The 21,453-nt window shown below is 64.4% G+C and carries 18 protein-coding genes and 1 other RNA gene; 10 read left to right on the top strand and 9 right to left on the bottom strand.

Going from position 1 to position 21,453, the window contains the following annotated elements:
• Positions 1-268 precede the first annotated feature (268 nt).
• Positions 269-2,035: a gamma-glutamyltransferase gene (gene ggt / locus AC56LH_RS01100; RefSeq protein WP_499643288.1), complete on the bottom strand. Its 1,767-nt coding sequence runs from the start codon at positions 2,033-2,035 to the stop codon at positions 269-271.
• 2 nt (positions 2,036-2,037) lie between these two features.
• Complete coding sequence (locus tag AC56LH_RS01105; protein ID WP_499643290.1) at positions 2,038-2,466, bottom strand: hypothetical protein; 429 nt, start codon at positions 2,464-2,466, stop codon at positions 2,038-2,040.
• A gap of 177 nt (positions 2,467-2,643) precedes the next feature.
• On the opposite strand from AC56LH_RS01105, the gene pstS reads away from it, so the two are divergent.
• The 6 genes from pstS (at position 2,644) to AC56LH_RS01135 (ending at position 9,811) form a co-directional block, all read left to right on the top strand.
• Positions 2,644-3,672, top strand: coding sequence for a phosphate ABC transporter substrate-binding protein PstS (gene pstS / locus AC56LH_RS01110; protein ID WP_183557097.1), 1,029 nt, complete (start codon positions 2,644-2,646; stop codon positions 3,670-3,672).
• A gap of 90 nt (positions 3,673-3,762) precedes the next feature.
• Positions 3,763-4,425, top strand: coding sequence for a winged helix-turn-helix transcriptional regulator (locus AC56LH_RS01115; protein ID WP_499575730.1), 663 nt, complete (start codon positions 3,763-3,765; stop codon positions 4,423-4,425).
• A 21-nt stretch (positions 4,426-4,446) separates the two neighbouring features.
• Positions 4,447-7,140 (top strand): bifunctional diguanylate cyclase/phosphodiesterase, encoded by a 2,694-nt coding sequence (locus AC56LH_RS01120; RefSeq protein ID WP_499643291.1) that lies wholly within the window; start codon positions 4,447-4,449, stop codon positions 7,138-7,140.
• Between the two features lie 108 nt (positions 7,141-7,248).
• Positions 7,249-7,818 carry a hypothetical protein gene (locus AC56LH_RS01125; RefSeq protein WP_499643293.1) on the top strand — a complete coding sequence of 190 codons (570 nt, stop codon included), beginning with the start codon at positions 7,249-7,251 and terminating at the stop codon, positions 7,816-7,818.
• A gap of 5 nt (positions 7,819-7,823) precedes the next feature.
• Positions 7,824-9,272: a hypothetical protein gene (locus AC56LH_RS01130; RefSeq protein ID WP_499643295.1), complete on the top strand. Its 1,449-nt coding sequence runs from the start codon at positions 7,824-7,826 to the stop codon at positions 9,270-9,272.
• Positions 9,266-9,811 (top strand): hypothetical protein, encoded by a 546-nt coding sequence (locus AC56LH_RS01135; RefSeq protein WP_499643297.1) that lies wholly within the window; start codon positions 9,266-9,268, stop codon positions 9,809-9,811. The genes AC56LH_RS01130 and AC56LH_RS01135 overlap by 7 nt, the downstream gene beginning before the upstream one ends.
• A 53-nt stretch (positions 9,812-9,864) precedes the next feature.
• Here the strand turns inward: AC56LH_RS01135 and yghU are convergent, their stop codons facing one another.
• The 7 genes from yghU to AC56LH_RS01170 form a co-directional block, all read right to left on the bottom strand.
• Positions 9,865-10,707 carry a glutathione-dependent disulfide-bond oxidoreductase gene (gene yghU / locus AC56LH_RS01140; protein WP_499643298.1) on the bottom strand — a complete coding sequence of 281 codons (843 nt, stop codon included), beginning with the start codon at positions 10,705-10,707 and terminating at the stop codon, positions 9,865-9,867.
• A 267-nt stretch (positions 10,708-10,974) separates the two neighbouring features.
• Positions 10,975-11,865 (bottom strand): RNA polymerase sigma factor RpoH, encoded by an 891-nt coding sequence (gene rpoH, locus AC56LH_RS01145; protein ID WP_499643300.1) that lies wholly within the window; start codon positions 11,863-11,865, stop codon positions 10,975-10,977.
• Positions 11,866-12,464: 599 nt separating this feature from the next.
• On the bottom strand, positions 12,465-13,385 hold the full coding sequence (gene ftsX, locus AC56LH_RS01150; protein WP_499643302.1) for a permease-like cell division protein FtsX: 921 nt from the start codon (positions 13,383-13,385) through the stop codon (positions 12,465-12,467).
• Entirely contained in the window at positions 13,382-14,053 is a 672-nt protein-coding gene (locus tag AC56LH_RS01155; RefSeq protein WP_499643304.1) for a cell division ATP-binding protein FtsE, read from the bottom strand. Before AC56LH_RS01155 ends, ftsX begins: the two co-directional genes overlap by 4 nt.
• Before the next feature lie 23 nt (positions 14,054-14,076).
• The gene (gene ftsY / locus AC56LH_RS01160; RefSeq protein WP_499643306.1) at positions 14,077-15,219 is read right to left on the bottom strand and encodes a signal recognition particle-docking protein FtsY; all 1,143 of its coding nucleotides are present in this window, start codon (positions 15,217-15,219) and stop codon (positions 14,077-14,079) included.
• Between the two features lie 99 nt (positions 15,220-15,318).
• The gene (locus AC56LH_RS01165; RefSeq protein WP_499643307.1) at positions 15,319-17,016 is read right to left on the bottom strand and encodes a thiamine pyrophosphate-binding protein; all 1,698 of its coding nucleotides are present in this window, start codon (positions 17,014-17,016) and stop codon (positions 15,319-15,321) included.
• A gap of 158 nt (positions 17,017-17,174) precedes the next feature.
• Positions 17,175-17,930 (bottom strand): PEP-CTERM sorting domain-containing protein, encoded by a 756-nt coding sequence (locus AC56LH_RS01170; RefSeq protein ID WP_499643309.1) that lies wholly within the window; start codon positions 17,928-17,930, stop codon positions 17,175-17,177.
• Positions 17,931-18,116: 186 nt separating this feature from the next.
• Here AC56LH_RS01170 and rnpB point away from each other — a divergent pair.
• The 4 genes from rnpB to AC56LH_RS01190 all read left to right on the top strand — a co-directional run bounded on the left by rnpB (position 18,117) and on the right by AC56LH_RS01190 (position 21,450).
• Positions 18,117-18,464, top strand: an RNA gene (rnpB, locus tag AC56LH_RS01175) — RNase P RNA component class A.
• Positions 18,465-18,523: 59 nt separating this feature from the next.
• Positions 18,524-20,017 carry a glycerol kinase GlpK gene (gene glpK, locus AC56LH_RS01180; protein ID WP_499643310.1) on the top strand — a complete coding sequence of 498 codons (1,494 nt, stop codon included), beginning with the start codon at positions 18,524-18,526 and terminating at the stop codon, positions 20,015-20,017.
• 176 nt (positions 20,018-20,193) lie between these two features.
• On the top strand, positions 20,194-20,706 hold the full coding sequence (locus AC56LH_RS01185) for a Csu type fimbrial protein (RefSeq protein WP_499648337.1): 513 nt from the start codon (positions 20,194-20,196) through the stop codon (positions 20,704-20,706).
• Positions 20,707-20,718: 12 nt separating this feature from the next.
• A complete protein-coding gene (locus tag AC56LH_RS01190; protein ID WP_499643312.1) occupies positions 20,719-21,450 on the top strand; it encodes a fimbrial biogenesis chaperone in 732 nt (243 codons plus the stop codon).
• Positions 21,451-21,453: the final 3 nt, after the last annotated feature.

A 21,453-nucleotide genomic window follows, 5' to 3' on the forward strand; every position in this document is an offset into this window, starting at 1 on the left:
ACACAGCCGGGGTCAGGTCACACAGCCGGGGTCAGGTCTGACATTCGGACACGATCACATCAGCACAGCCGGGGTCAGGTCTGACATTCGGACACGGCCTCTACATTAGTTCGCCATTTCCCTCGCGTCGAATGTCACGGCTGCCTTTCCGTTCTACTGCTGTGATCGTGTCCGAATGTCAGACCTGACCCCGGCTTTTGAATGTCAGCCCCGCCGTGGCTACTGCTGTGATCGTGTCTGAATGTCAGACCTGACCCCGGCTTTTGCGTCAGTGCCCGCGCCGCTGCACCAGCGCCGTACCCGCGCCGTGGCGCTTGCTTTCGCTGACTGCGGTCACGGTGCCGTCGGCATTGAATACCAGGGCATTGGCGGCGCCGATTTCTTCGGGTGGTGATTCCCAGCGCTGGCCGAAGCGCGCGAGCGCCGTTGCCTGCGCGCTGCCGGCGAAGCCTGGCTCGACCGATGTGTCGGGCGCATTGCGCTGGCTGATGCGCGGGGCATCCAGCGCCCGGTTCATCGGCATGTCGAAGTCGACGTAGTTGACGATCGTTTGCAGCACGGTCGTGATGATGGTCGCGCCGCCCGGGCTGCCCACTGAAAACGCCGGCTTGCCATCCTTGAGCGCAATCGTCGGCGCCATGCTGGAGCGGGGCCGCTTGCCGGCTTCGGGCACGTTCGGGTGCGGGCCGGCGAAGTCGAAGTCGGTCATCTCGTTATTGAGCAGGAAGCCGTAGCCCGGCACGACGATGCCGCTGCCGCCCCACGATTCGATCGTGAACGTGTACGCAACCACGTTGCCATCCTTGTCTGACACCGTCAGGTGTGTTGTGTGCAGGCTCTCCGGTGGAGGGCGGATGCTGGCGCGCACGGGTGGCAGCAGCGGCACGCTGGGATCATTCTGGAATGCATACGGATTGCCGGCCGCCACCATGCCCGGCGCGGCCTGCTGCAGCGAGATCAGCGCGCGGCGCGTGGCGGCGAAGTCCTTCGACAGGAAGCCGGCCAGCGGTGCATCGATGTATTCGGGATCGGCCAGATACGCGTTGCGGTCGGCAAACGCGAAGCGGCTCGCTTCGATGTACAGGTGCTCGGCCTGCGCGCGCGGCATGGCTTTGAGATCATAGCCTTCGAGGATGTTGAGCGCATGCGCGACCGTTGCGCCGCCACTGCTGGGCAGCGGCATGCCATACAGCTCGTAGCCCCGGTAGGTGCTGCGCAGGGCAGGGCGGATGCGCGCTTCGTAGTTGGCCAGGTCGGCCAGTGTCATGGTGCCGGCGCGCACGCTGACGCCCTTGGCCACAGGCGGGCGGTTGACGGTATCGACGATCGCGCGCGCCATCGGGCCTTCATAGAATGCCTTGACGCCGCCCGACGCGATGGTGCGGTAGGCCCGCGCCATATCGGGATTGCGCAGCAGCGTGCCGGTGGGGATGGCTTTACCGTTGTGCAGGTATAGCGCGCTGGTGGGTGTGAACTGGCGAAACTTGGCCAGGTTCTGGTCGACTAGGCCATTGAACGTGGCATTGACCCGGAAGCCCGTGTCGGCCACCGCAATGGCCGGTGCCAGCACCTGCGCGAAGCGCATGCTGCCGTAGCGTTCGAGCGCCTCGTGCCAGCCGCGCACCGTGCCCGGCACGCCCACTGCCGCGCCGCTGGCGACAGCGGTGTCGAAGTCGACCGGCTTGCCATCGCGCTCGAACAGCGTGGGGCCAGCCTTGGCCGGCGCCGTCTCGCGGTGGTCGATCGTGATCACGCGTTTGTCCTTGGCCAGGTAGATGACCATGAAGCCGCCGCCACCGATACCGCAGCTGAACGGATCCGTCACGCCCAGCGTGGCGGCCGCAGCGACGGCCGCATCGACCGCGTTGCCGCCGTTGTTCAGGATGGTCAGTGCCGCTTGCGAGGCCTGCGCGCTGATGGTGGCGACGGCGCCGCCGTGACCCGTCGCGACAGGCGCGCCGGTGGCGGGCGCAATGACAATCGACAGGACCAGGCCGCAGGCCAGGGCGACGTGCAACGGCGGGCGGGCCGGCACGATTACGTACCGTACATATTGAGCACCACCGGATACGACGCCGGTTTCGCCTCGATCATGCCGCGCGCCGGCGGCTCGAACGAACGGTCGAGCTCGACGCGCGCGCCACGCAGCGCCGGCGACGTGAAGCCCGGCTTGCCCGGCACCAGCCAAAACGCCTGCGCCACGTTCTGAATGCGCAGCGTGAAGCGGTAGGCCACGCGCCCGGCCACGATGCAGCGTGCATTGTCCGGGCAGCGGGTGTCGTCGGCGCCTTCGTAGGTCAGGCTCAGGCGCTGTTCGGGCGCCAGCAGCAGGCTCTGGCTCTCGCTGAGGTTGTATTGCGCATCCGGCAGGCGCTCGGGCGCGGCGCAGCCGGACAACAGGCCAGCGCCGACGCAGACGGCAGCGATGCAGAAGACGCGGGCCGGACGGAAGATCGAGGGGCGCATGGTGTCATCCAGTGTTTGGCAGGGAAAACCCATGATAGCAAAAGCGCAAGCGCAGCGGCGCGGCATGATGCTTCCGGGCGTCATGAACGCGGCGATTGTGAAGTCATAAACAGGTCATATTCGCAGGCTATTCTCTGTCCCGTAGTGCAAAACATATCCCTCAACTAAGGAATAACAATGTTCAAAAAGATCCTCGCCGGCGCCGCTGCCGCACTCGTGATGACGACCTCGTTTGCCGCCGACATGACCGGTGCAGGCGCTACCTTCCCGTACCCGATCTACGCCAAGTGGGCCGAGGGTTACAAGGCAGCGACCGGCAATGGTCTGAACTACCAGTCGGTGGGTTCGGGCGCCGGTATCAAGCAGATCAAGGCCAAGACCGTCGACTTCGGCGCGTCGGACATGCCACTGAAAGCAGATGAGCTGGACAAAGAAGGCCTGATGCAGTTCCCGGCCATCATGGGTGGCGTGGTTGCCGTGGTCAACGTCGACGGCGTGACCCCAGGTCAGCTGAAGATGACCGGTCCAGTGCTGGCCGACATCTACATGGGCAAGATCACCAAGTGGAACGCTGCGCCGATCGCTGCACTGAACCCGGGCGTCAAGCTGCCGGATACCGACATCACCGTCGTGCACCGCGCCGACAGCTCGGGCACCTCGTTCCTGTGGACCGACTTCCTGGCAAAAACCAGCCCGGCCTGGAAAGAAAGCATCGGTTCGGGCACCACCGTGAAGTGGGCCGTGGGCGTGGGCGGCAAGGGCAACGAAGGCGTCGCCGCCAACGTGCAGCGTATCAAGGGTTCGATCGGTTACGTCGAGTGGGCTTACGCCAAGAAGAACAAGCTGTCGCACACCCAGCTGCGCAACAAGGAAGGCGTCGATCTGCAACCTAGCGACGACGTGTTCAAGGCAGCTGCCGCGAACGCCGAGTGGAACAAGACCCCAGGCTTCGGCGTGGTCCTGACCGACGGCGCCGGCAAGCAAAGCTGGCCAGTCACTGGCGTGTCGTACATCCTGATGCACAAGGAACAGGCTGATGCCAACAAGGGCAAGGAAGTCGTCAAGTTCTTCGACTGGGCCTTCAAGAACGGCGCGCCAGCAGCAGCTGAACTGGACTATGTCCCGATGCCAGCGAGCGTCGTCAAGCAAGTGCAGGATGCCTGGAAAGCCAACCTGAAAGATGCATCGGGCAAGGCGATCATGTAATCAGGCAGGTGATGTAACCATCCGGCAGCTTGACTGCCGGATTTTTTTATCAGCACATCCAACCTCGGCATCTCACAGACTGGGTATCCCATGACAATGGCGAACACGATCGTCCTGGTGATTGACGACAAGCCGGCCATCGCCGAATTGCTCAAATTTTCACTGCACGAGGACGAATGGGTCTGGCATAACGTGCCGAGTCTGGCGCAAGCCTGGGACTTCATCGGCCGCGAACGGCCCGCACTCCTGCTGCAGGAATCGATGCTGCGCAACGAAGGCGGCATGCGCCTGCTGGCGCGCCTGCGTGGCGACCGGCGCCTGCGCGAGCAGCCCGTGATCCTGCTGGCGGCCGAATGTGCCGAAGGCGAGCGTCCGCCGGCATTGCCGGCAGCGGTCACGCATCCCGAATTCATCCCGCAGCCGCCGATTGGCGATGCGCGCGAACTGTCGCCCGAATCGCGCCTGCTGCGCTCGGGCCGCCTGGTGCTCGATCCGCTCAGCTGCAGCGTCAAGGTCGGCAACAGCCGGGTCGAAGTACGCCATGCCGAATATCGTCTGCTGCGTTTTCTGCTGTGCCATCCGGGCCAGGTCTTTTCGCGCTCACAATTACTTGAACAACTCTGGGACGCGCACCAGTCGCTCGACCAGCGCACTGTCGACGTCCACGTGCTGCGCCTGCGCAAGGCGCTGGGCCGCGCCAAATCGCTGATCAAGACCGTGCGCGGCGCCGGTTACATGCTGGCACCGACCTGACATGCAGCGTTCTCTGGCAGCATGAATCACCACCCTCGTATCGCCCCTTCCGTCACGCCACACCGCAGCAAGCGCTATCTGGTGCTGGCATGGCCGCTGCTTGCCGTATTGCTCTGCATTGCGCTGTGGGGCGCGACCCTGGCGCGGGTGGACGCCGAGCAGGATCGCGTTGCCGGCCAGATCCGCAAGGACGCCGCTGCCTACGCCGAAGCCTACGAGCAGTACATCACGCGCTCGGTCGCGCAGATGGACCAGATCACGATGCAGCTCAAGTTCAGTTGGGAGAACTCGCGCAAGCCGGAACTCCTGGCGGACATGCGGCGCGACGGTATGTTTACCGACAGCGCCTTCCACGTGGTCGCCGTGCTCGACCGCCGCGGCGTCGTGCGTTCGAGCACGCGCCCCGGGCTGGTTGGCGCCGATCTGGCGGACGGCCCGTATTTTTCGCACCACCGCGACAACAACTCGACGGCACTGCGGGTCGGCGCCACACCGGCGCAGTTCGGTGCAGCCGACGACGTGGTGCTGTTCACGCGCCGGCTCGATGACCGCGACGATGAATTCGACGGCGTCATCATGATGGCAGTGGATGCGCGCTATTTCACATCGTTTGTCAGCCCGGCCACGCTTGGCGCCGGCGGCATCGTGGCGCTGGCCGGCAGCGAAGGACGGCTGCGCGTCGAGCAGCGCAGCGACGGCGCTGCGTTCTTCGACACGGCCACGCTGCCGCGTCGCGGCGCCGCCTGGTCGGGCGAGCAGGGCGTGCGCGAGATCGACGGCGCCGATGGGTTTGCCGATGGTCAGTCGCGCGTGCTTGGCTGGCGCCAGTCGCCGGTCTATCCACTGGTCGCGCTCGTCGGCCTGCCAAGCCCCGCCACGCTGGCCGCGAGCAATCGTTACTGGACCGACAGCCGCGACCGCGCGATTGCCGCCACGCTGTGCCTGATGCTGCTGGGTGCGGTCGGGGCCGTGCTGGCGCAGCGCGCGCTGCAGCGCGGCAAGGAGCAGGACGATGTGCGGCGCGCCTACCGCACCGCCACCGAAAGCGGCAACGACGGCTTCTACATGGCGGCCGCCATGCGCGGCCGCGACGGGCAGATCGTCGACTTTCGCATCGTCGATTGCAATGAGCGGGGCGCCTTCTTCTACGGCATGACACGTGACGACCTGGTCGGCGCGAGCCTGGCCGAGATCGACGCGGGCCTGTTCGGCGAAGACCTGCTGGCCACCTACCGCAAGGCGATGGAAACGGGTTTCCATGAAGACGACCGCAGGATGCCGAGCGACAATCGCCTGAACATCAGCTGGGGCCGGCGCCGCCTGGTGCGGGTCGGTCATGGCCTGGCCGTCACGCTGCAGGACATCAGCGAACGCAAGGCCCACGAGTCGCAGCTCGAGCGCCTGGCCAACGAGGATACATTGACGGGCCTGGCCACCCGCCACGCTTTCCTGGAACGCATGCCCGCGATGCTGACGCAGGCGCAAGGGGCCAGCATGGGCGCCGCGCTGCTGTTCATCGACTTGGACGAATTCAAGCACGTCAACGATTCGCACGGCCACGCCACCGGCGACGCAGTGCTCAAGTGCGCGGCCCAGCGCCTGCTGTCGCTGCTGCGGCCGTCGGACCAGGTGGCGCGTTTCGGCGGCGACGAATTCGTCGTCCTGCTCACGCCGTGCGATGGCGAGCGCCAGGCAGCATCGGTCGCGGCGCGCATCGTCGACGCGTTCGGCGTGCCGTTCCTGCTGGGCGACGAGCTGCACGCAGTGGGCGCGTCGATCGGCATCAGCATGTACCCGCGCGATGGCACCGATGCCGAGACGCTGGTGCGCCACAGCGACATCGCCATGTATGTCGGCAAGAACGACGGCAAGGGGCAATACCGCTTCTTCGATCCGTCATTGTCGACGACGCTCAATTCGCGCGCGCGGCTCAAGCAGAGCATGCTCGAGGCGCTTGAAGGCGACCAGTTCGTGCTGCACTACCAGCCGCGCGTCGACGCCCGCAGTGGCGAGTTGCTGAGCATGGAGGCACTGGTGCGCTGGCGTCATCCGACGTTGGGGATGGTGGCACCCGGTGACTTCATTCCGCTGGCCGAAGCGACGGGCCTGATCATCCGCATCGGCGAGGCCGTGATCGACAAGGCGTGTGCGCAACTGGCGGCCTGGCGCGAGGCCGGCGTGCCGCTCGTGCCCGTGTCGATCAATGTCTCTCCCAAGCAGTTCATGCGTGGCGGCGTGCAGCGGCAATTGCATGCGGCCCTGGTGCGCTACCGCGTGCCGGCCAGCCTGATCGAGGTGGAAATCACCGAGTCGGCGATGATGGGCGACCAGGACGACATCCTGGCCGAACTGGCGGCGCTGCGCGCGCTGGGCGTGAAGCTGCATGTGGATGACTTCGGCACCGGCTACTCGTCGCTGTCGCAATTGCAGCGCCTGAAAATGGACGTGCTCAAGGTCGACCGCGCGTTCACCAACGAGCTGGCCAGGTCGAGAGAGGGCAAGGTGTTTTTCCAGGCGATCGTGTCGATGGCGCACGCACTGGGCATGTCGGTCGTGGCCGAGGGCGTTGAAACCGCCGAGCAACTGGCCATCCTGCGCGGGCTGGACTGCAATGAAGTGCAGGGCTACTTCATTGCGCGCCCGATGCCGGCGCACGAGATGGCGCTGCTGATGGCGCAGCGCTTCCTGCTCGAGGTCGCGGCGGCGGCGTTGTGAGCAAGGCTGTCAGCAAAGTTCCGTGGCGACGCTTGAGCGGCATTGGTGCGGGCATGCAGGGGCGGCCTACAGTGGCTGCACCGGACATGCCCGGTGCGAAAGGATCCCATGCCGAACCTTCAAGACGTCGCCGACCAGATCAACGCGCGGCTCGACCAGATCTCGACCAACACCGTCAACACGGCGAACAACACGGCCGACATCCGCAGCGAGCTGGTGCAGACCAACAGCCGCCTGCTGCAGATCGATGCCACGCTGGCGGCGGGTTTTGCCAATCTGTCGCAAGGCTTGTTCGCGCTGATCCAGGTCCAGGTCATTGCAGCCAGCCTGCTCGATCATAACCGCAAGCAGAACGACACGATCATCTGCGAGCTTGCCAACAGCAACACGCTGCTGTGCAGCATCCTGCGCAAGCTGGCGCGGCAGCTACACATTGACGAGGCGCTGCAGGCATCATTTGCACGCATCGAAGGCATCAGCGAGCGCGTGCATGCGCCCGAAGCCGGCGATGTCGACCGTCAGCGCGAACTCCTCGAGCAGGTGCAGGCCTGCTGCCCGCCCGCGCCCCCGCCGCAAGAGCACTGCCCCGAGGCATGCCCGCCACCGGTGTACCGCGAGCGCCAGCCGACGGGCCAGGACTGGAAGCCGCTGCCGCCGCCACACCGGCCGATCGGGTAGCCGCCATGGCCACGTTCATCCTGCAGGATGCGACCGGCATCGGGTCGGACGACCTCGATCCGGCGCGAGGCTTCATCGACATGGCGATCATCGCCAACGACACCGGTCTCGGCATGGCCGATCCGGCCGCCGGCAAGCAACGCCTGGTCTACGCCCGCACCGGCAACGGTCCACCCCGGCTGCGTCTCGACGCAATGATCAACACGGCGTTTTCGCCAAATTACGGCAGCGGCGCGAACAACGTCGACACGATCGTCGTTGCCGGCCTCAAGTCGCTGGTGCTCGACGATGGCACGCCGATGGCCGACAATGGCACTGCCTTGCCGCCCAAGTCGAGCGGCTTGCCCGGCGCCAGCCTCAACCCCACCGAGCAGTGCCTCGTCATCTACGATACCCAGCTGGCCATCTGCGTGGCCAGAGACGGCTCGGGCGGCGTACTCGATTTGCCCGTATCCCCACCTGTCGCGCTGTACCACGAGTTTTCCCATGCCTTTCGCATCGTCAATAACACCTTGCTGGCGCTGACCGTTGCCTGCGATCCGTCGTCACCCGAAGAACGCGTCGCCATCATCGACGAGAACGATCTGCGCACCGACCTGGCCACCCGGGCGGGTGTCAGCGCGACGCTGCGCGACCCCGGCATCCATTGCGGCAGGCTCGCATCTGACGGTGAAGAATGCTGCTGCATCATCGCCACGCTCGTGTCCAAATCGCCCCGGTCGCAGCAAGTACAGAGGCTGCGCTGCGCGCGCGACCACTTCGTGCGCGGGACCGAGGTCGGGCATGCATTCTTCGACCATTTTTTTCGCGACTATTACGCGTTTTCACCACAGGCCTGCACGCTCATGGCAGGCGATCAGTCGCTCCGGCATCAGCTGCTCGAAGGCTTCGTCGAGCCCTTGCTCGACTTCTGGAACATGATGGTCGAGCGGGGCCGCTGCGTCATGGGCAGCACGCAGCTGGGCGCTGCATTCATCGCGCTGCACGCCGATCGCGGTCACGCCGAGCAGCGTCGCGCCGCCTTGCAACGTACCAGCGCCTATTGGGAAAGCGGGGACGGGCAGTCCGCCGAGGCGCCGGCGCAGTTGATGGCATTGCTGCGCGAACGTGCCTGGCCCAGCCCTTACATGCAGTGGGCGCTCGTTGCGCCGGTCAGGCTGATGCAGGCGCTGCTGACCCGGTATCTGGCTGGCGCCGACGCCCCGGCGCTCGGCCGCGCCTTCACCGAGGCGCTCGATGCATGGGCGCCCGAAGTGCCGATCAGCACATTGTGGGCGGGGTTGCCGGCCGCGCAAGTACGGCGCGAGCTGGGGTTCTGCGAGCGCGCGCTATTGCAGACAACGAAGAGTAAAACCCGCTTCCGGCAGCGATTGGGCGAGCGGTTTCCCGATATCACGGCCGTGGCTGGCGTGCTGGGCCGATTGCAGACGATCCACCAGGGGGATACATGGTGAGCGACCACAGCAAACCCGGCGACCTGACCGCAGCCATCCAGTCGGTGGCGCCGGTAGATACGCGCCTCCAGGTCGTCGTGCGGCTGCAGAACAAGACGGAACGGGCGCTGCATTATGTGGCCGACGTGCGCGCGATGCGCTACGATCCGACCACGCGCACGCTGACGCTGGCGCTGTCCGACGAAGGCCGCGAAGTCATTCCTAGTCTTGCTGGCAAGTTACCCCTGTTTCGGCATGTCGATCCCGGCAGCGAAGCCGAGATCCACCTGAGTGTGCCCGACAGGATCGTCAAACTGTCGCGCTCTGTCGGGTCAGCCGGGTCAGCCGGGTCTGCTGAATCTGACGAGCTCGCGTTCGAGACGCAGCAACTGTCTGACGTGCGTGAAGTCGTGGTCGAAGTAGCGTGGGCCGACGTGCCGTATTACCACGACACGCGTGCCAGCGCGTTGCAGGATGCACGTCTGCCGGCTGCGCGCTGGGAGCAGCACAAGGCGCGCGCGACGAAGCGCCAGGACAAGAAGCGCGCGCCCAAATCATGAGGCAGGGCGTGTCGTGGCTGGGCGTGCAGCGGAGCACGCCCAGGGCAGGGCGGTCAGTCGAGATCAGCCGCGCTGTGGCGTTCCAGCACCTGGTCTTCCGCCGGTCCGAACGACCGGTTGACCTTGCGCCCACGCACGACGGCCGGGCGCGCTGCGATCGCATCGGCCCAGCGCTTGACGTGCTTGTACTCGTGCACGGACAAGAACGTGGCCGCGTCGTACAGCTGTCCCAGCACCATGCCGCCATACCATGGCCAGATGGCCATATCGGCGATCGTGTAGTCGTCGCCGGCCATGTAGCGGTTATCGGCCAGATGGCGGTCGAGCACGTCGAGCTGGCGCTTGGTTTCCATCGCGTAGCGGTCGATCGGGTATTGCAGCTTTTCCGGCGCATACGCATAGAAATGGCCGAAGCCGCCGCCCATGAATGGCGCCGAGCCCATCTGCCAGAACAGCCAGTTCATCGTCTCGGTGCGCGCCACGCCGTCCTTCGGCAGGAAGGCCCCGAATTTTTCGGCCAGGTACACCAGGATCGCGCCGGATTCGAACACGCGCACCGGCTCGGCCCCACTGCGGTCGACCAGGGCCGGTATCTTCGAATTCGGGTTGGCATCGACGAAGCCGCTCGAGAACTGCATGCCTTCGTTAATGCGGATCAGCCAGGCATCGTACTCGGCACCCGCATGGCCGGCGGCCAGCAGCTCTTCGAGCATGATCGACACCTTCACGCCATTGGGCGTGGCCAGCGAATACAGCTGCAGTGGGTGTTCACCCACCGGCAGCGTCGCCTCGTGGGTCGATCCGGCGACCGGGCGATTGATATTGGCAAAGGCGCCGCCCGGGGTGGCGGGTGGGGTCCAGACGGTTGGCGGAACATACGGCGTTGAATCAGGCATGGCTTTTCCTTGAGCTGACGTGTCAGAAGAACCATTCTAGCCAATGGACGGCAAACGTGTTGGCGGCTGCTTTAATGGGCCGGGGCCACGATGCTGTGCATTCGTTCAACGCACGTGACGATCCAACGCTGACGCGGAAAACACCGGTGGGTTCGAACGCGTGGACGGAAACCCGTCCACCCTACAGCTGAACCAGAGAGTGGCGTCGAAGAAAACGACGCCGAAAAAAAACCCCGCCGAGGCGGGGTTGCAGAGAGCAGGGCGGCTTTAAACAAACGCCGTCAGCGTACCCTTCATTTTCTTCAGTGCAGCCGATTCGATCTGACGAATCCGCTCCGCCGACACGCTGAATTCTTCCGCCAGCGTATGCAGCGTTGCACCCGAACCGTCGTCATTCGCCAGCCAGCGCGCTTCGATGATGCGGCGCGAACGCGGGTCCAGCTTGCCAAGTGCCGATTCCAGGCCTTCGGACTGCAGGCGCGTGACTTGCTGCGCTTCGATGACCTTGGTCGGCTCCTGCTGTTCCGACGACAGGTAAGCGATCGGTGAGAACTTGTCGTCTTCGTCATCGGTCGGCGACTCGAGCGCGATATCGCGGCCCGACAGACGGGTTTCCATCTCGATCACTTCTTCGCGCTTGACGCCCAGCAGTTTCGCCAGATCGTCGACCTGACCTGGCGACATCGCGTCCAGACCAGTCTTGTTGCTGCGCAGGTTGAAGAACAGCTTGCGCTGCGCCTTCGTCGTCGCAACTTTTACCAGACGCCAGTTCTTGAGAATGTACTCATGCATCTCGGCCTTGATCCAGTGCATCGCGTACGACACCAAGCGCACGCCCTGGTTCGGGTCGAAACGCTTGACTGCCTTCATCAGGCCGATATTGCCTTCCTGGATCAGGTCGGCGTGCGGCAGGCCGTAGCCCAGATAGCCACGTGCGATCGACACCACCAGGCGCAGGTGCGACAGCACCATTTTTTGCGCTGCGTCGAGATCGTTATCGTCGCGCAGCCGCTTTGCCAGCGACATCTCTTCTTCGTGCGTGAGCATCGGCAGGCGGTTCACCGCCGAGATGTACGCATCGATATTGCCGAGATTGCCGGTGAAACCTAGTCCCAGAGCACGATTGCTGGTCGGGACCAATGCGGATTGTGCGGACATGTTTATTTCCCTTTTAATAATCTTGCTGCATCCTGACGGGCCTCGGCCTCATGCCGGTGACGCCATCGCGAAGCGCATGTCGCTTCGTCTTGTACGGATACTTTTGCTTGAAATTCGATTGCCTTGGACCATATATTAGCACTCCCCCAAAGAGAGTGCCAGAACGTGGCCAGAACTTAAGACTGTCCAAAGTATTGCCCATGGGAATTAATTCCGCAAGCAATCCACTTTAGAACAGCGTTTGAGTATTCGTTTGATCCAGCTCAGAATCGTGCTCATGATCGAGCCGATCAACACTGGACATCGCGTACAGGTTCAGAGTACGGCGCACGGGAAAAGCTCTCTGTTGGATGGCGCACGTACGACTGGGGAGGCCTGTAGGAGTTCTACGCAAGACAGCGTAGGTCAGTGCCAGTTGACCGTAGGAGTATTCGCGCTCTGCGGCGCATTCCAACATCCAGGTAATTGGGGAGGCAGCGCAACGGCCGCCTCGCCCTGCACTGGAAATGGTGCCGCTTCAGGCATTTTCAATACCCTCAGCCCATCTTTTTTATCCAGCAATATTGTAGGAGTGCCGCTGTCAGCACTCCGGTAGCCCGTCAGCGCGCCCGCGCCAGGTGACGCCGCACCGACAGCAGTGCGCCGATCAGGCCAAGTCCGGCACTCACTGCCAGCAAGCCGGCAATGGCCAGCCCGCCCAGTGGCATCAGCTGGAACTGCGAACCGTACAGCCGCGCGAACTCGGCAATGGCGCCATTGAGCGGGTGCAATGCCAGCATGACGACGCCCAGCGCCACGCCGCCAGCGCACAGGCCCAGCAGTGCGCCGGTATAGAAGAACGGGCGGTGAATGAAGTCATTGGTCGCGCCGAGCAATTGCGAGACGGAGATTTCTTCTTTCTGCGTCAGCACCTGCAGGCGGATGGTATTGAACACCACCGCGATGACGACGATGCCCAGGGTGCCAGCCAGCAGCAAGAGGGCCAGGCGCAGGATGCCGAGCAGGGCAGCCAGGCGCTTGACCCAGGCGGAGTCGACCTGCACCGTCTCGACGCCCGGCAGGGCGCGCAGGCGCTCTGTGATGGCGTCGACCTGCGCGGCGGCGCCGGCGCTGGCAAAGCCGTCCAGCTTCATCACGTAGCTGTCCGGCAGCGGATTCTCGCCCAGTGTTTCCAGCACGCCGCCCAGGCTGCTGCGTTCCTTCAGCGACTCCAGTGCTTCTTCGCGCGGCACGAAGGTGACCTCGCCCTTGCCCTGCGCAACGATCTGGCGAATCTGCGGCAGTAACGCCTGCGCATCGGGGCGGCTGACATTCTCGCGCATGAACAGGCTGATCTCGGGGTCGACCGATAACTGCTCGGACAGCGGCCGTACATTGTCGAGCAAGGTCAGGCCCGCAAACGGCAGCGTCAGCGCCAGTGCGACGACGAGCACGTTGAACAGGAAGCTGCCGGGCGACTTGCGCACGGTCGACAGCGCGGCCACCAGGGCGAAACGGTGCTGGCGCAACCACGGGCTCATACTGCACCTCCGACCAGTTGGCCATTTTCCAGGCGGATGACGCGCTCGGCGCGCTCCAGCACGTAATCGTCGTGGGTCGAGATCACGCACGTGACGCCCACTGCATGGAACGAGCGCAGCGCGTCGAGCACCTTGTCGGCCGCGACGCGGTCGAGGTTGGCGGTGGGTTCGTCGGCCAGGATGATCTGCGGCCGGTTCACGATCGCCCGGGCCACGGCCACGCGCTGCTGTTCGCCACCGGACAGTTCGAGCGGCATCGCGCGCGCGCGGTCGAGCAGGCCGACCTTGTCGAGCGCGGCGCGGGCGCGCTGCTCGGCTTCGGCCGTGCGCGCACCGGTCACCAGCATCGGCAGCATCGTATTGGCCAGGATATTGCGGTCGTTGAGCAGGCGTTGCTGCTGGAAGATGATGCCGATATTGCGGCGCAGGAAAGGGATGCCGGCCGGCTTGATGCGCCCGACGTCATGCCCGCTGACGATCACCTTGCCGCTGGTTGGCCGCTCGACGCCGGCGACCATTTTCATCAGGGTCGACTTGCCGGCGCCCGACGGCCCGGCCAGGTAGACCAGCTCGCCCTTGCCGATGGCGAGCGTGACGTCGTGCAGCGCGTAGCTGCCCTGTGCGTCGCCGTACGTGTACTGCTTCGATACTGACTGGAATGCAATCATGGGGTCCTTGTTCGATCAGCCGCTCAGCCGAGCAGCGCGTCGACGAATTCTTCGGCATTGAATGGCTGCAGATCTTCCAGCTTTTCGCCCACGCCGATGAAGTACACGGGAATCGGGCGGTTCTGCGCGATCGCGGCCAGCACGCCACCCTTGGCGGTGCCGTCGAGCTTGGTAACGACCAGGCCTGTCAGGCCCAGCGCATCGTCGAACGCCTTGACTTGTGCCAGCGCGTTCTGGCCCGTGTTGCCGTCGATGACGAGCAGGATTTCATGGGGCGCACCCGCCATGCCCTTGCCGATCACGCGCTTGATCTTTTTCAGCTCTTCCATCAGGTGCAGCTGCGTCGGCAGGCGGCCGGCCGTGTCGATCATGACGACGTCGGTGCCGCGCGCCTTGCCCGACTGCACCGCATCGAACGCGACAGCGGCCGGATCGCCCGACTGCTGCGAAATCACGGTGACGTTGTTGCGCTGGCCCCAGACCATCAATTGCTCGCGCGCGGCGGCGCGGAACGTGTCGCCCGCAGCCAGCAGCACCGACTGGTCGAAGCTTTGCATGTGCTTGGCCAGCTTGCCGATGGTGGTGGTCTTGCCGGCGCCGTTCACGCCCGCGATCATCATCACCAACGGGTCGTGGCGGCCCAGTTCGAGGGGCTTTTGCAGCGGCAGCAGCATCTCGATCATCAGGCCCTTGAGCGCCGTCTTGACGGCGGGCGCGTCGAGCAGCTTGTCTTCCTTAACCTTGCGGCGCAGCTCGGTAAGCAGGTGCTCGGTGGCGGCGATGCCGGCGTCGGACATCAGCAGCGCCGCTTCAAGTTCTTCGTACAGGTCTTCGTCGATGCGCGCGCCAACGAACAGCAGCGACAGATTGCTCGAAGTCTTGGACAGGCCGGCCTTCAGACGCGCCATCCACGAGTGTTTCTTTTCCTGCTCGGTGGTGGGGCGCTCGGCGGTTTCCGGGAACAGGTTGCCGCCTTCGTGCAGCACGCTGACCTCGGTCTTGAGGTCAGGCTTGATTTCGGGCTTGGCGTCCGGTTTGATGGCGGGCTTGGCCACGGCGGGCGCCGGTGGCGCGGGCCTGGTGGCAGGCGCCGCGGGTGCAGCAGGTACAACAGGTTCCGGCGCCGGGGTATCGGGCGCTTTCTTTCTTTTGAAGAAGCTGAACATAGTGTCTGGTGGGGGACTTCGTGCGAACGCCGGCGGGGCCGGCGATGAAAAAACGTGCGAATATTTTACCAGAGCAGCAATACGTTCCCGCTTTGCGCGCTAGCGTGCTCCTTTTGCGGCCTCGGCCTGCGCCCGCATCATCTCGAGCGTGGCGTTGGGCGTGATCAGATTGCCGTCGTAGCGCAGCTCGATCACGGCCGGCAAATGTTCCTGCGCCGTGTAGGCCAGCGCGCGCGCCAGGGCCGGTGCGAAGTCGGCGGTCTGGTCGACCACTTCCCCATGGCCGCCATAGGCGCGTGCCAGCGCCGCGAAATCCGGATTGTGCAGGTTCGTGCCCGACACGCGGCCCGGATACGTGCGCTCCTGGTGCATGCGGATCGTGCCGAACATATTGTTGTTGAAGACCAGGATCACGACGCCGGCGCCGTACTGCACGGCGGTGGCCAGTTCCTGGCCGGTCATCATGAATTCGCCGTCGCCGGCAAAGGTCACCACGGCGCGCTCGGGATGCACGATCTTGGCTGCGACGCCACCCGGCACCGCATACCCCATCGCGCCATTGGTCGGCGCCAGTTGCGTGCGCATGCCGCCATAACGGTAGAAGCGGTGCGCCCACGACGCGTAATTGCCGGCGCCGTTGGTGATGATCGCATCCGCCGGCAGCGCACTTTGCAGATCCTGCACCACTTGCCACAGGTCGAGCGGGACGCCTTCGCGCAGCAGGGCAGGCTGCGCCTGCCACTCACTCAGCTCAATCCTGGCCTGCGCCACGCTGTCCTGCCAGGTGGCCTCGACCGGTTCCATTGCGGCGAGCATGGCGCACGCTTGCGGCATGCCAGCCGCGATCATCAGTTCGCCCTGGTACACGCTGCCCAGTTCTTCGGGGTCGGGATGGATGTGCACCAGGCGCTGGGCCGGCACGGGCGCGGCCAGCAAGGTGTAGCCGCCGGTCGTCATTTCGCCCAGGCGCGGACCGATGGCGATCACCAGATCGGCGTCTTTCACGCGCGCGGCCAGCTTCGGATTGATGCCGATGCCCACGTCGCCGATGTAGTTCGGGTGCGCATTGTCGAGCAGGTCCTGGAAGCGGAACGTGCAGCCCACCGGCAGGTGATTGCGCTCGGCGAACTGCGCCAGATCGGCGCAGGCTTGCGCGGTCCAGGTGCCGCCGCCGAGCAGCACGACCGGGCGCTTGGCCCCGGCCAGCATCGTGCGCAGTTGCGCGATCTGGTCTGCTGACGGCGCGCCATGCGCAGGCGTATAGGCGCGCGTGTCGGCGACCTCCGCCAGCGACACCAGCATGTCTTCGGGCAGCGCCAGCACCACCGGACCGGGACGGCCACTGGTGGCGACCTGGAACGCACGCGCCAGGTATTCGGGGATGCGGTCGGCGCGGTCGATCTGGGCGACCCACTTGGCCATCTGGCCGTACATGCGGCGGTAGTCGATTTCCTGGAACGCTTCGCGGTCGACGAAGTCGTTACCCACCTGGCCGATGAACAGGATCATCGGCGTGGAATCCTGGTACGCCGTGTGCACGCCGATCGACGCATTGGTCGCGCCCGGCCCGCGCGTGACGAAGCAGATGCCCGGCTTGCCGGTGAGCTTGCCGTAGGCCTCGGCCATGAACGCCGCGCCCCCTTCCTGGCGGTTGATCACGAACCGGATGTTTGAATCATGCAGCGCGTCGAGCACATCCAGGTAGCTTTCACCCGGGACACCGAAGGCGGTATCGACGCCGTGAACGGAGAGGGCATCGACCAGGATCTGGCCGCCGGTGCGGGAAGGGTGCGTCATGGGGATCATCCTTGAAATGGCTTTCGAGGCATTTTATGTGACCAGTACGAACACGGCTTTTGAAATGGCGACATGAAATTTCATAAACAGCGGAACTGGCACTGTGATCCATCATCGCAGAGCGACCCCGCAAGGCCGCTGGAATCCTGATTCGGGCATCAAGCCCGGGCTTGACTGGCTTGATCCTCACTTGTTGAGCGCCGTGAACGTCCTGACACGAGACCAAGCAAGCCCAAACCCACCAACGCCAGAGTGCCCGGCTCCGGGACTTGGTAGCCAGGGATGTCTGCCCCCAATGCCCATTGAGTGGCTGGCGCCGTCAGATTGCCGAAGTTGATGGTATCGATTGCTGCGTTCGGCTCGAATGTGAAGCCGGCGAGCACAGTGCCAATCTCCTGGATTCGTGCACCGACGAAAAGGCAAAACTGCCCAGGCAGAGTCTCGCAATAACCTGTCCCGGTATTGCCAAGAAACTGTGTGCCATTAACGTTGTTCTGCGTCGACCAGTAGTCAGCTGAAAAATCTCCGTCACCATAGTGATTGCCGGGAGGCTGACGTGTCGAATAGTTGAACGATACCCCGTCAGCGAAGCCGCCTGCCACAAGAATTTTTTTCACCCCTGTGAGGTAGGTAAGCCCGTTCTCGATCCTGATGGTACCGCCCTCGAAAGTAACGCCGTAGTCGCCACCACGATTTCCCAAACTGTCCGTGCCGCCGTTGTAGAAGTTTTGCACCAGGGCGCCGTCTTGTGAGCCTTCGAAGTTCAGTACAGGAATGGCGGATGCTGTGCTGCTGAGAGAAATCAGGACTGCAGTCAGCATGCTCGATACGTTGAATTTCACGATAATTTCCCAGGATTTGAATGACACGAGGCCATTAGCAATATCCACACCATGAAGCAATATGCTTTTCATTCAACGACTTGGAAAAATGCTTCTTGAGCGTTTGAAAAAAGTGTAATAAATGCCGACATGCAAATAGGGTAAATATGGGAAAAGGTCGTGAAATGAAAGCGATGCGCTACGCATACTGGCAGCGTAGTGCCAGGCTTGCTGAAGCCTGCGAAATCCCTATCGGATATCGGGTACAATACCCCCCGTGAAGCAGGCCAGGCAGTCGCTGGTCCACGCCGCAAGGTCGTGGACGGGAGGAAGGTCCGGACTCCATAGAGCAGGGTGACGGTTAACGGCCGTCCGCCGAAATCCGCTGGCGCAAGCCAGTGGTACAAGGCGAGGAACAGGGCCACAGAGACGAGCGTATTTAGTTACGGTGAAACGCGGTAACCTCCACTCGGAGCAATTCCAAATAGGCACGCGTTGATGTTGCTCGCGGAGCGTGCGGGTAGGAAGCTTGAGCGCTGGAGTAATTCAGCGCCTAGAGGAATGATTGTCCAAGTGTCGCCGCAAGGTGGCATTACACAGAATCCGGCCTATCGGCCTGCTTTACACATAATTCATGACGCGCACCGCTCGGTGCGCGTTTTCCCCGGTCGTTCCGGAGACCGTCAGTGACCCACTACATCCTTGCCCTCGACCAGGGCACCACCAGTTCGCGCGCGATCGTGTTCGACGATGCCGGCGTGGCCGTGGCCAGCTGCCAGCGCGAATTTCCCCAGCATTTCCCGCAGCCCGGCTGGGTCGAGCACGATCCGGCGGACATCTGGGCCAGCCAGCTCGCCTGCGCGCGCGCCGCGCTGACCGACAGCGGCGTCGACCCTGCGCGGATCGCCGCGATCGGCATTGCCAACCAGCGCGAAACGACACTCCTGTGGGACCGCGCCACGGGCGAACCCGTGGCCAATGCCATCGTCTGGCAAGACCGGCGCACGGCTGGCGCCTGCGACCGGCTGCGCGAAGCAGGCAGGGCGGCCATGATCGCCGAACTGACGGGACTGGAACTCGACGCGTATTTTTCGGCCACCAAGCTGCAATGGTTGCTCGACCATGTCCCGGGCGCGCGCCAGCGGGCCGAGCGGGGCATGCTGGCGTTCGGCACCGTCGACAGCTATCTGGTGTACCGCCTGTGCGGGCGCCACGTGACCGATGCCAGCAATGCGGCGCGCACGATGCTGTTCAACATCCACACGCTGGCCTGGGATGACGCCTTGCTGGCGCTGTTCGATATCCCGCGCGCAGTGCTGCCCGAGATCGTGCCCAGCAGCGGCCTGGTCGGGCATGCCGCCGCCGAATGGTTCGGCCACGCCATCCCGATTGCCGGCATCGCCGGCGACCAGCAGGCGGCCACCTTCGGCCAGGCGTGCCATCGCAAGGGGATGGCCAAGAATACCTATGGCACCGGCTGCTTCATGCTGATGCATGCCGGCGCCGCGTCACCGGTATCGCATCACCGGCTGCTGTCGACCGTCGGCTGGACGATCGACGGGCGCACCGACTACCTGCTCGAAGGCAGCGTCTTCATGGGGGGCGCCACGGTGCAATGGTTGCGCGATGGGCTGGGCATCATCCGCCAGTCGCGCGACGTCGAGGCGCTGTCCACGAGCGTGCCCGACAGCGGTGGCGTACTGCTGGTACCGGCCTTCACCGGCCTGGGCGCGCCGCACTGGGATCCCTACGCACGCGCCACCATCCTCGGCATGACGCGTGGCACCACCGGGGCCCATATCGCGCGCGCCGCGCTCGAAGCCATCGCCTACCAGAGCGCCGAACTGCTGACGGCGATGCAGAAGGACGCCGCGTGCGCCGTCACCGAACTGCGCGCCGATGGCGGGGCGGCGCGCAATGACCTGTTGATGCAGTTCCAGGCCGACCTGCTTGGCATTCCGGTGGTGCGCCCGCGCGTGACCGAAACCACGGCGCTGGGCGCCGCCTGGCTTGCCGGTCTGGCATGCGGCATCTGGGAATCGCCCGCAGCACTCGAACACCAGTGGCAGGTCGATACCTGTTTCGAGCCTCGCATGGACGCAGAACGCCGCGCGGCGCTGATGGCGCGCTGGGCGCGTGCGGTTGCGCATGCACGCTCATGGACCGAACCGGCAGCGTAATCCGGACACACATGCCAAGGATGCAACGACTGTTGTAAAAAATCAGCAAAGCGCGCATATTCAGCAGAATCGAATCATTCTCTTTGATTCCGCGTGGAAACACATGTATCATATTTTCTGAGTTGAGCAAGACGATGCGCGTCGCGGTGACAGCGCCCTTGAATCTGGAGAAGATGATGATGACCACCCCGAAACGTATCCGTGTCCTGGCCGCCGTACTCGTTGCCGTGATGCCGTTCACCACGGGCGCTGCGGTGTATTCCAAGAGCAAGAGCAGCAGCTTCGATGTCACCATGCGTGTCGTGGCCGACTGCACCATCGCCGCCAACGGCATCGACTTTGGCCAGACCGGCGTGATCACCTCCGCAATCACGGGTTCCTCGAACATCAATGTGACGTGTACCAATACCACGCCCTACAACGTGGGTCTGGACGCCGGCACCGGCGCCGGTTCGGCCGGTACCACGCGCTTTTTGAACGGCACCGGCGCGAACGTCGACACGGTCGCCGTCAACCTGTACCGCAACGCCGGCTCTGGCCTGTGGGGCAATACCCAGGGCACCGACACGCTGGCCGGCACTGGCACCGGCAACGCGCAGACGCTGACCGTGTACGGTGAAATCCCGGTCCAGAAGTCGCCGACGCCGGACAACTACAAATCAACGATCACTGCGACCATCTACTTCTGATCGGAATCGTGCATGCGGGGTTACTTCTCCATCGTGCTGGCGGCGGCACTGTGTTCCGGAACGGCGGCGCAGGGCGCCAATCTGCAGATTTCGCCGGTGTCGATCAGCTTCCAGCCGGGGCAGAATGCGGCCGGCATCCAGTTGCAGAACAATGGCGACACGCCGCTGTACGGCCAGGTCCGGGTGTATGCCTGGGACCAGCGTGACGGCGTCGATGCCTTGACCCCGACCACGCAGCTCGTGGCCAGCCCGCCGATCATCGAGATCGCGGGCAAGAGCGCGCAGACGATCCGCCTCGTGCGCCGCGGCGTGGCTGGCACCCCGGTGATGCCGGGCGGCGCCGAACAGACCTACCGCATCCTGATCGACGAACTGCCGCGCGGCGACACCCAGCAGGGCAATGTCGCGATCCGCCTGCAGTATTCGGTGCCGGCCTTCGTGCTGCCCGTTGACACCCAGGCCGCACCGCAACTCGAATGGAGCACCTTCCAGCGCGCCGGTGCCTGGCACCTGCGCGCCCGCAACACCGGCGCGCTGCATGCGCAGATCGGCGCCACCAGCGTGACGGTCGACAGCCGCGACGTCGTGCTCAGCAAAGGCCTGCTGGGCTACGCGCTGCCGGGCCGCACGCGCGAATGGGCGCTGCCCGCCGACGTCGCCGGCGCACTGCCGGCGCCGCTCGCCATCGACACCACCGTCAACGCCAAGTCGCAGTCCGCCAGGGCGGCCGTCGTGCGCGACTGACGA

This window comes from Telluria sp. LT1R51-2, from assembly GCF_059685775.1.

Bases quoted from the DNA above. Each gene is read 5' to 3' on its own strand.
- AC56LH_RS01105 (WP_499643290.1), bottom strand. From the start codon at position 2,466: ATGCGCCCCTCGATCTTCCGTCCGGCCCGCGTCTTCTGCATCGCTGCC.
- AC56LH_RS01155 (WP_499643304.1), bottom strand. From the start codon at position 14,053: ATGATTGCATTCCAGTCAGTATCGAAGCAGTACACGTACGGCGACGCA.
- AC56LH_RS01185 (WP_499648337.1), top strand. From the start codon at position 20,194: ATGATGACCACCCCGAAACGTATCCGTGTCCTGGCCGCCGTACTCGTT.
- AC56LH_RS01165 (WP_499643307.1), bottom strand. From the start codon at position 17,016: ATGACGCACCCTTCCCGCACCGGCGGCCAGATCCTGGTCGATGCCCTC.
- AC56LH_RS01120 (WP_499643291.1), top strand. From the start codon at position 4,447: ATGAATCACCACCCTCGTATCGCCCCTTCCGTCACGCCACACCGCAGC.
- yghU (WP_499643298.1), bottom strand. From the start codon at position 10,707: ATGCCTGATTCAACGCCGTATGTTCCGCCAACCGTCTGGACCCCACCC.
- AC56LH_RS01190 (WP_499643312.1), top strand. From the start codon at position 20,719: ATGCGGGGTTACTTCTCCATCGTGCTGGCGGCGGCACTGTGTTCCGGA.
- ftsY (WP_499643306.1), bottom strand. From the start codon at position 15,219: ATGTTCAGCTTCTTCAAAAGAAAGAAAGCGCCCGATACCCCGGCGCCG.
- rpoH (WP_499643300.1), bottom strand. From the start codon at position 11,865: ATGTCCGCACAATCCGCATTGGTCCCGACCAGCAATCGTGCTCTGGGA.
- AC56LH_RS01125 (WP_499643293.1), top strand. From the start codon at position 7,249: ATGCCGAACCTTCAAGACGTCGCCGACCAGATCAACGCGCGGCTCGAC.
- AC56LH_RS01130 (WP_499643295.1), top strand. From the start codon at position 7,824: ATGGCCACGTTCATCCTGCAGGATGCGACCGGCATCGGGTCGGACGAC.
- AC56LH_RS01135 (WP_499643297.1), top strand. From the start codon at position 9,266: ATGGTGAGCGACCACAGCAAACCCGGCGACCTGACCGCAGCCATCCAG.
- ftsX (WP_499643302.1), bottom strand. From the start codon at position 13,385: ATGAGCCCGTGGTTGCGCCAGCACCGTTTCGCCCTGGTGGCCGCGCTG.
- AC56LH_RS01115 (WP_499575730.1), top strand. From the start codon at position 3,763: ATGACAATGGCGAACACGATCGTCCTGGTGATTGACGACAAGCCGGCC.
- AC56LH_RS01170 (WP_499643309.1), bottom strand. From the start codon at position 17,930: ATGAAAAGCATATTGCTTCATGGTGTGGATATTGCTAATGGCCTCGTG.
- pstS (WP_183557097.1), top strand. From the start codon at position 2,644: ATGTTCAAAAAGATCCTCGCCGGCGCCGCTGCCGCACTCGTGATGACG.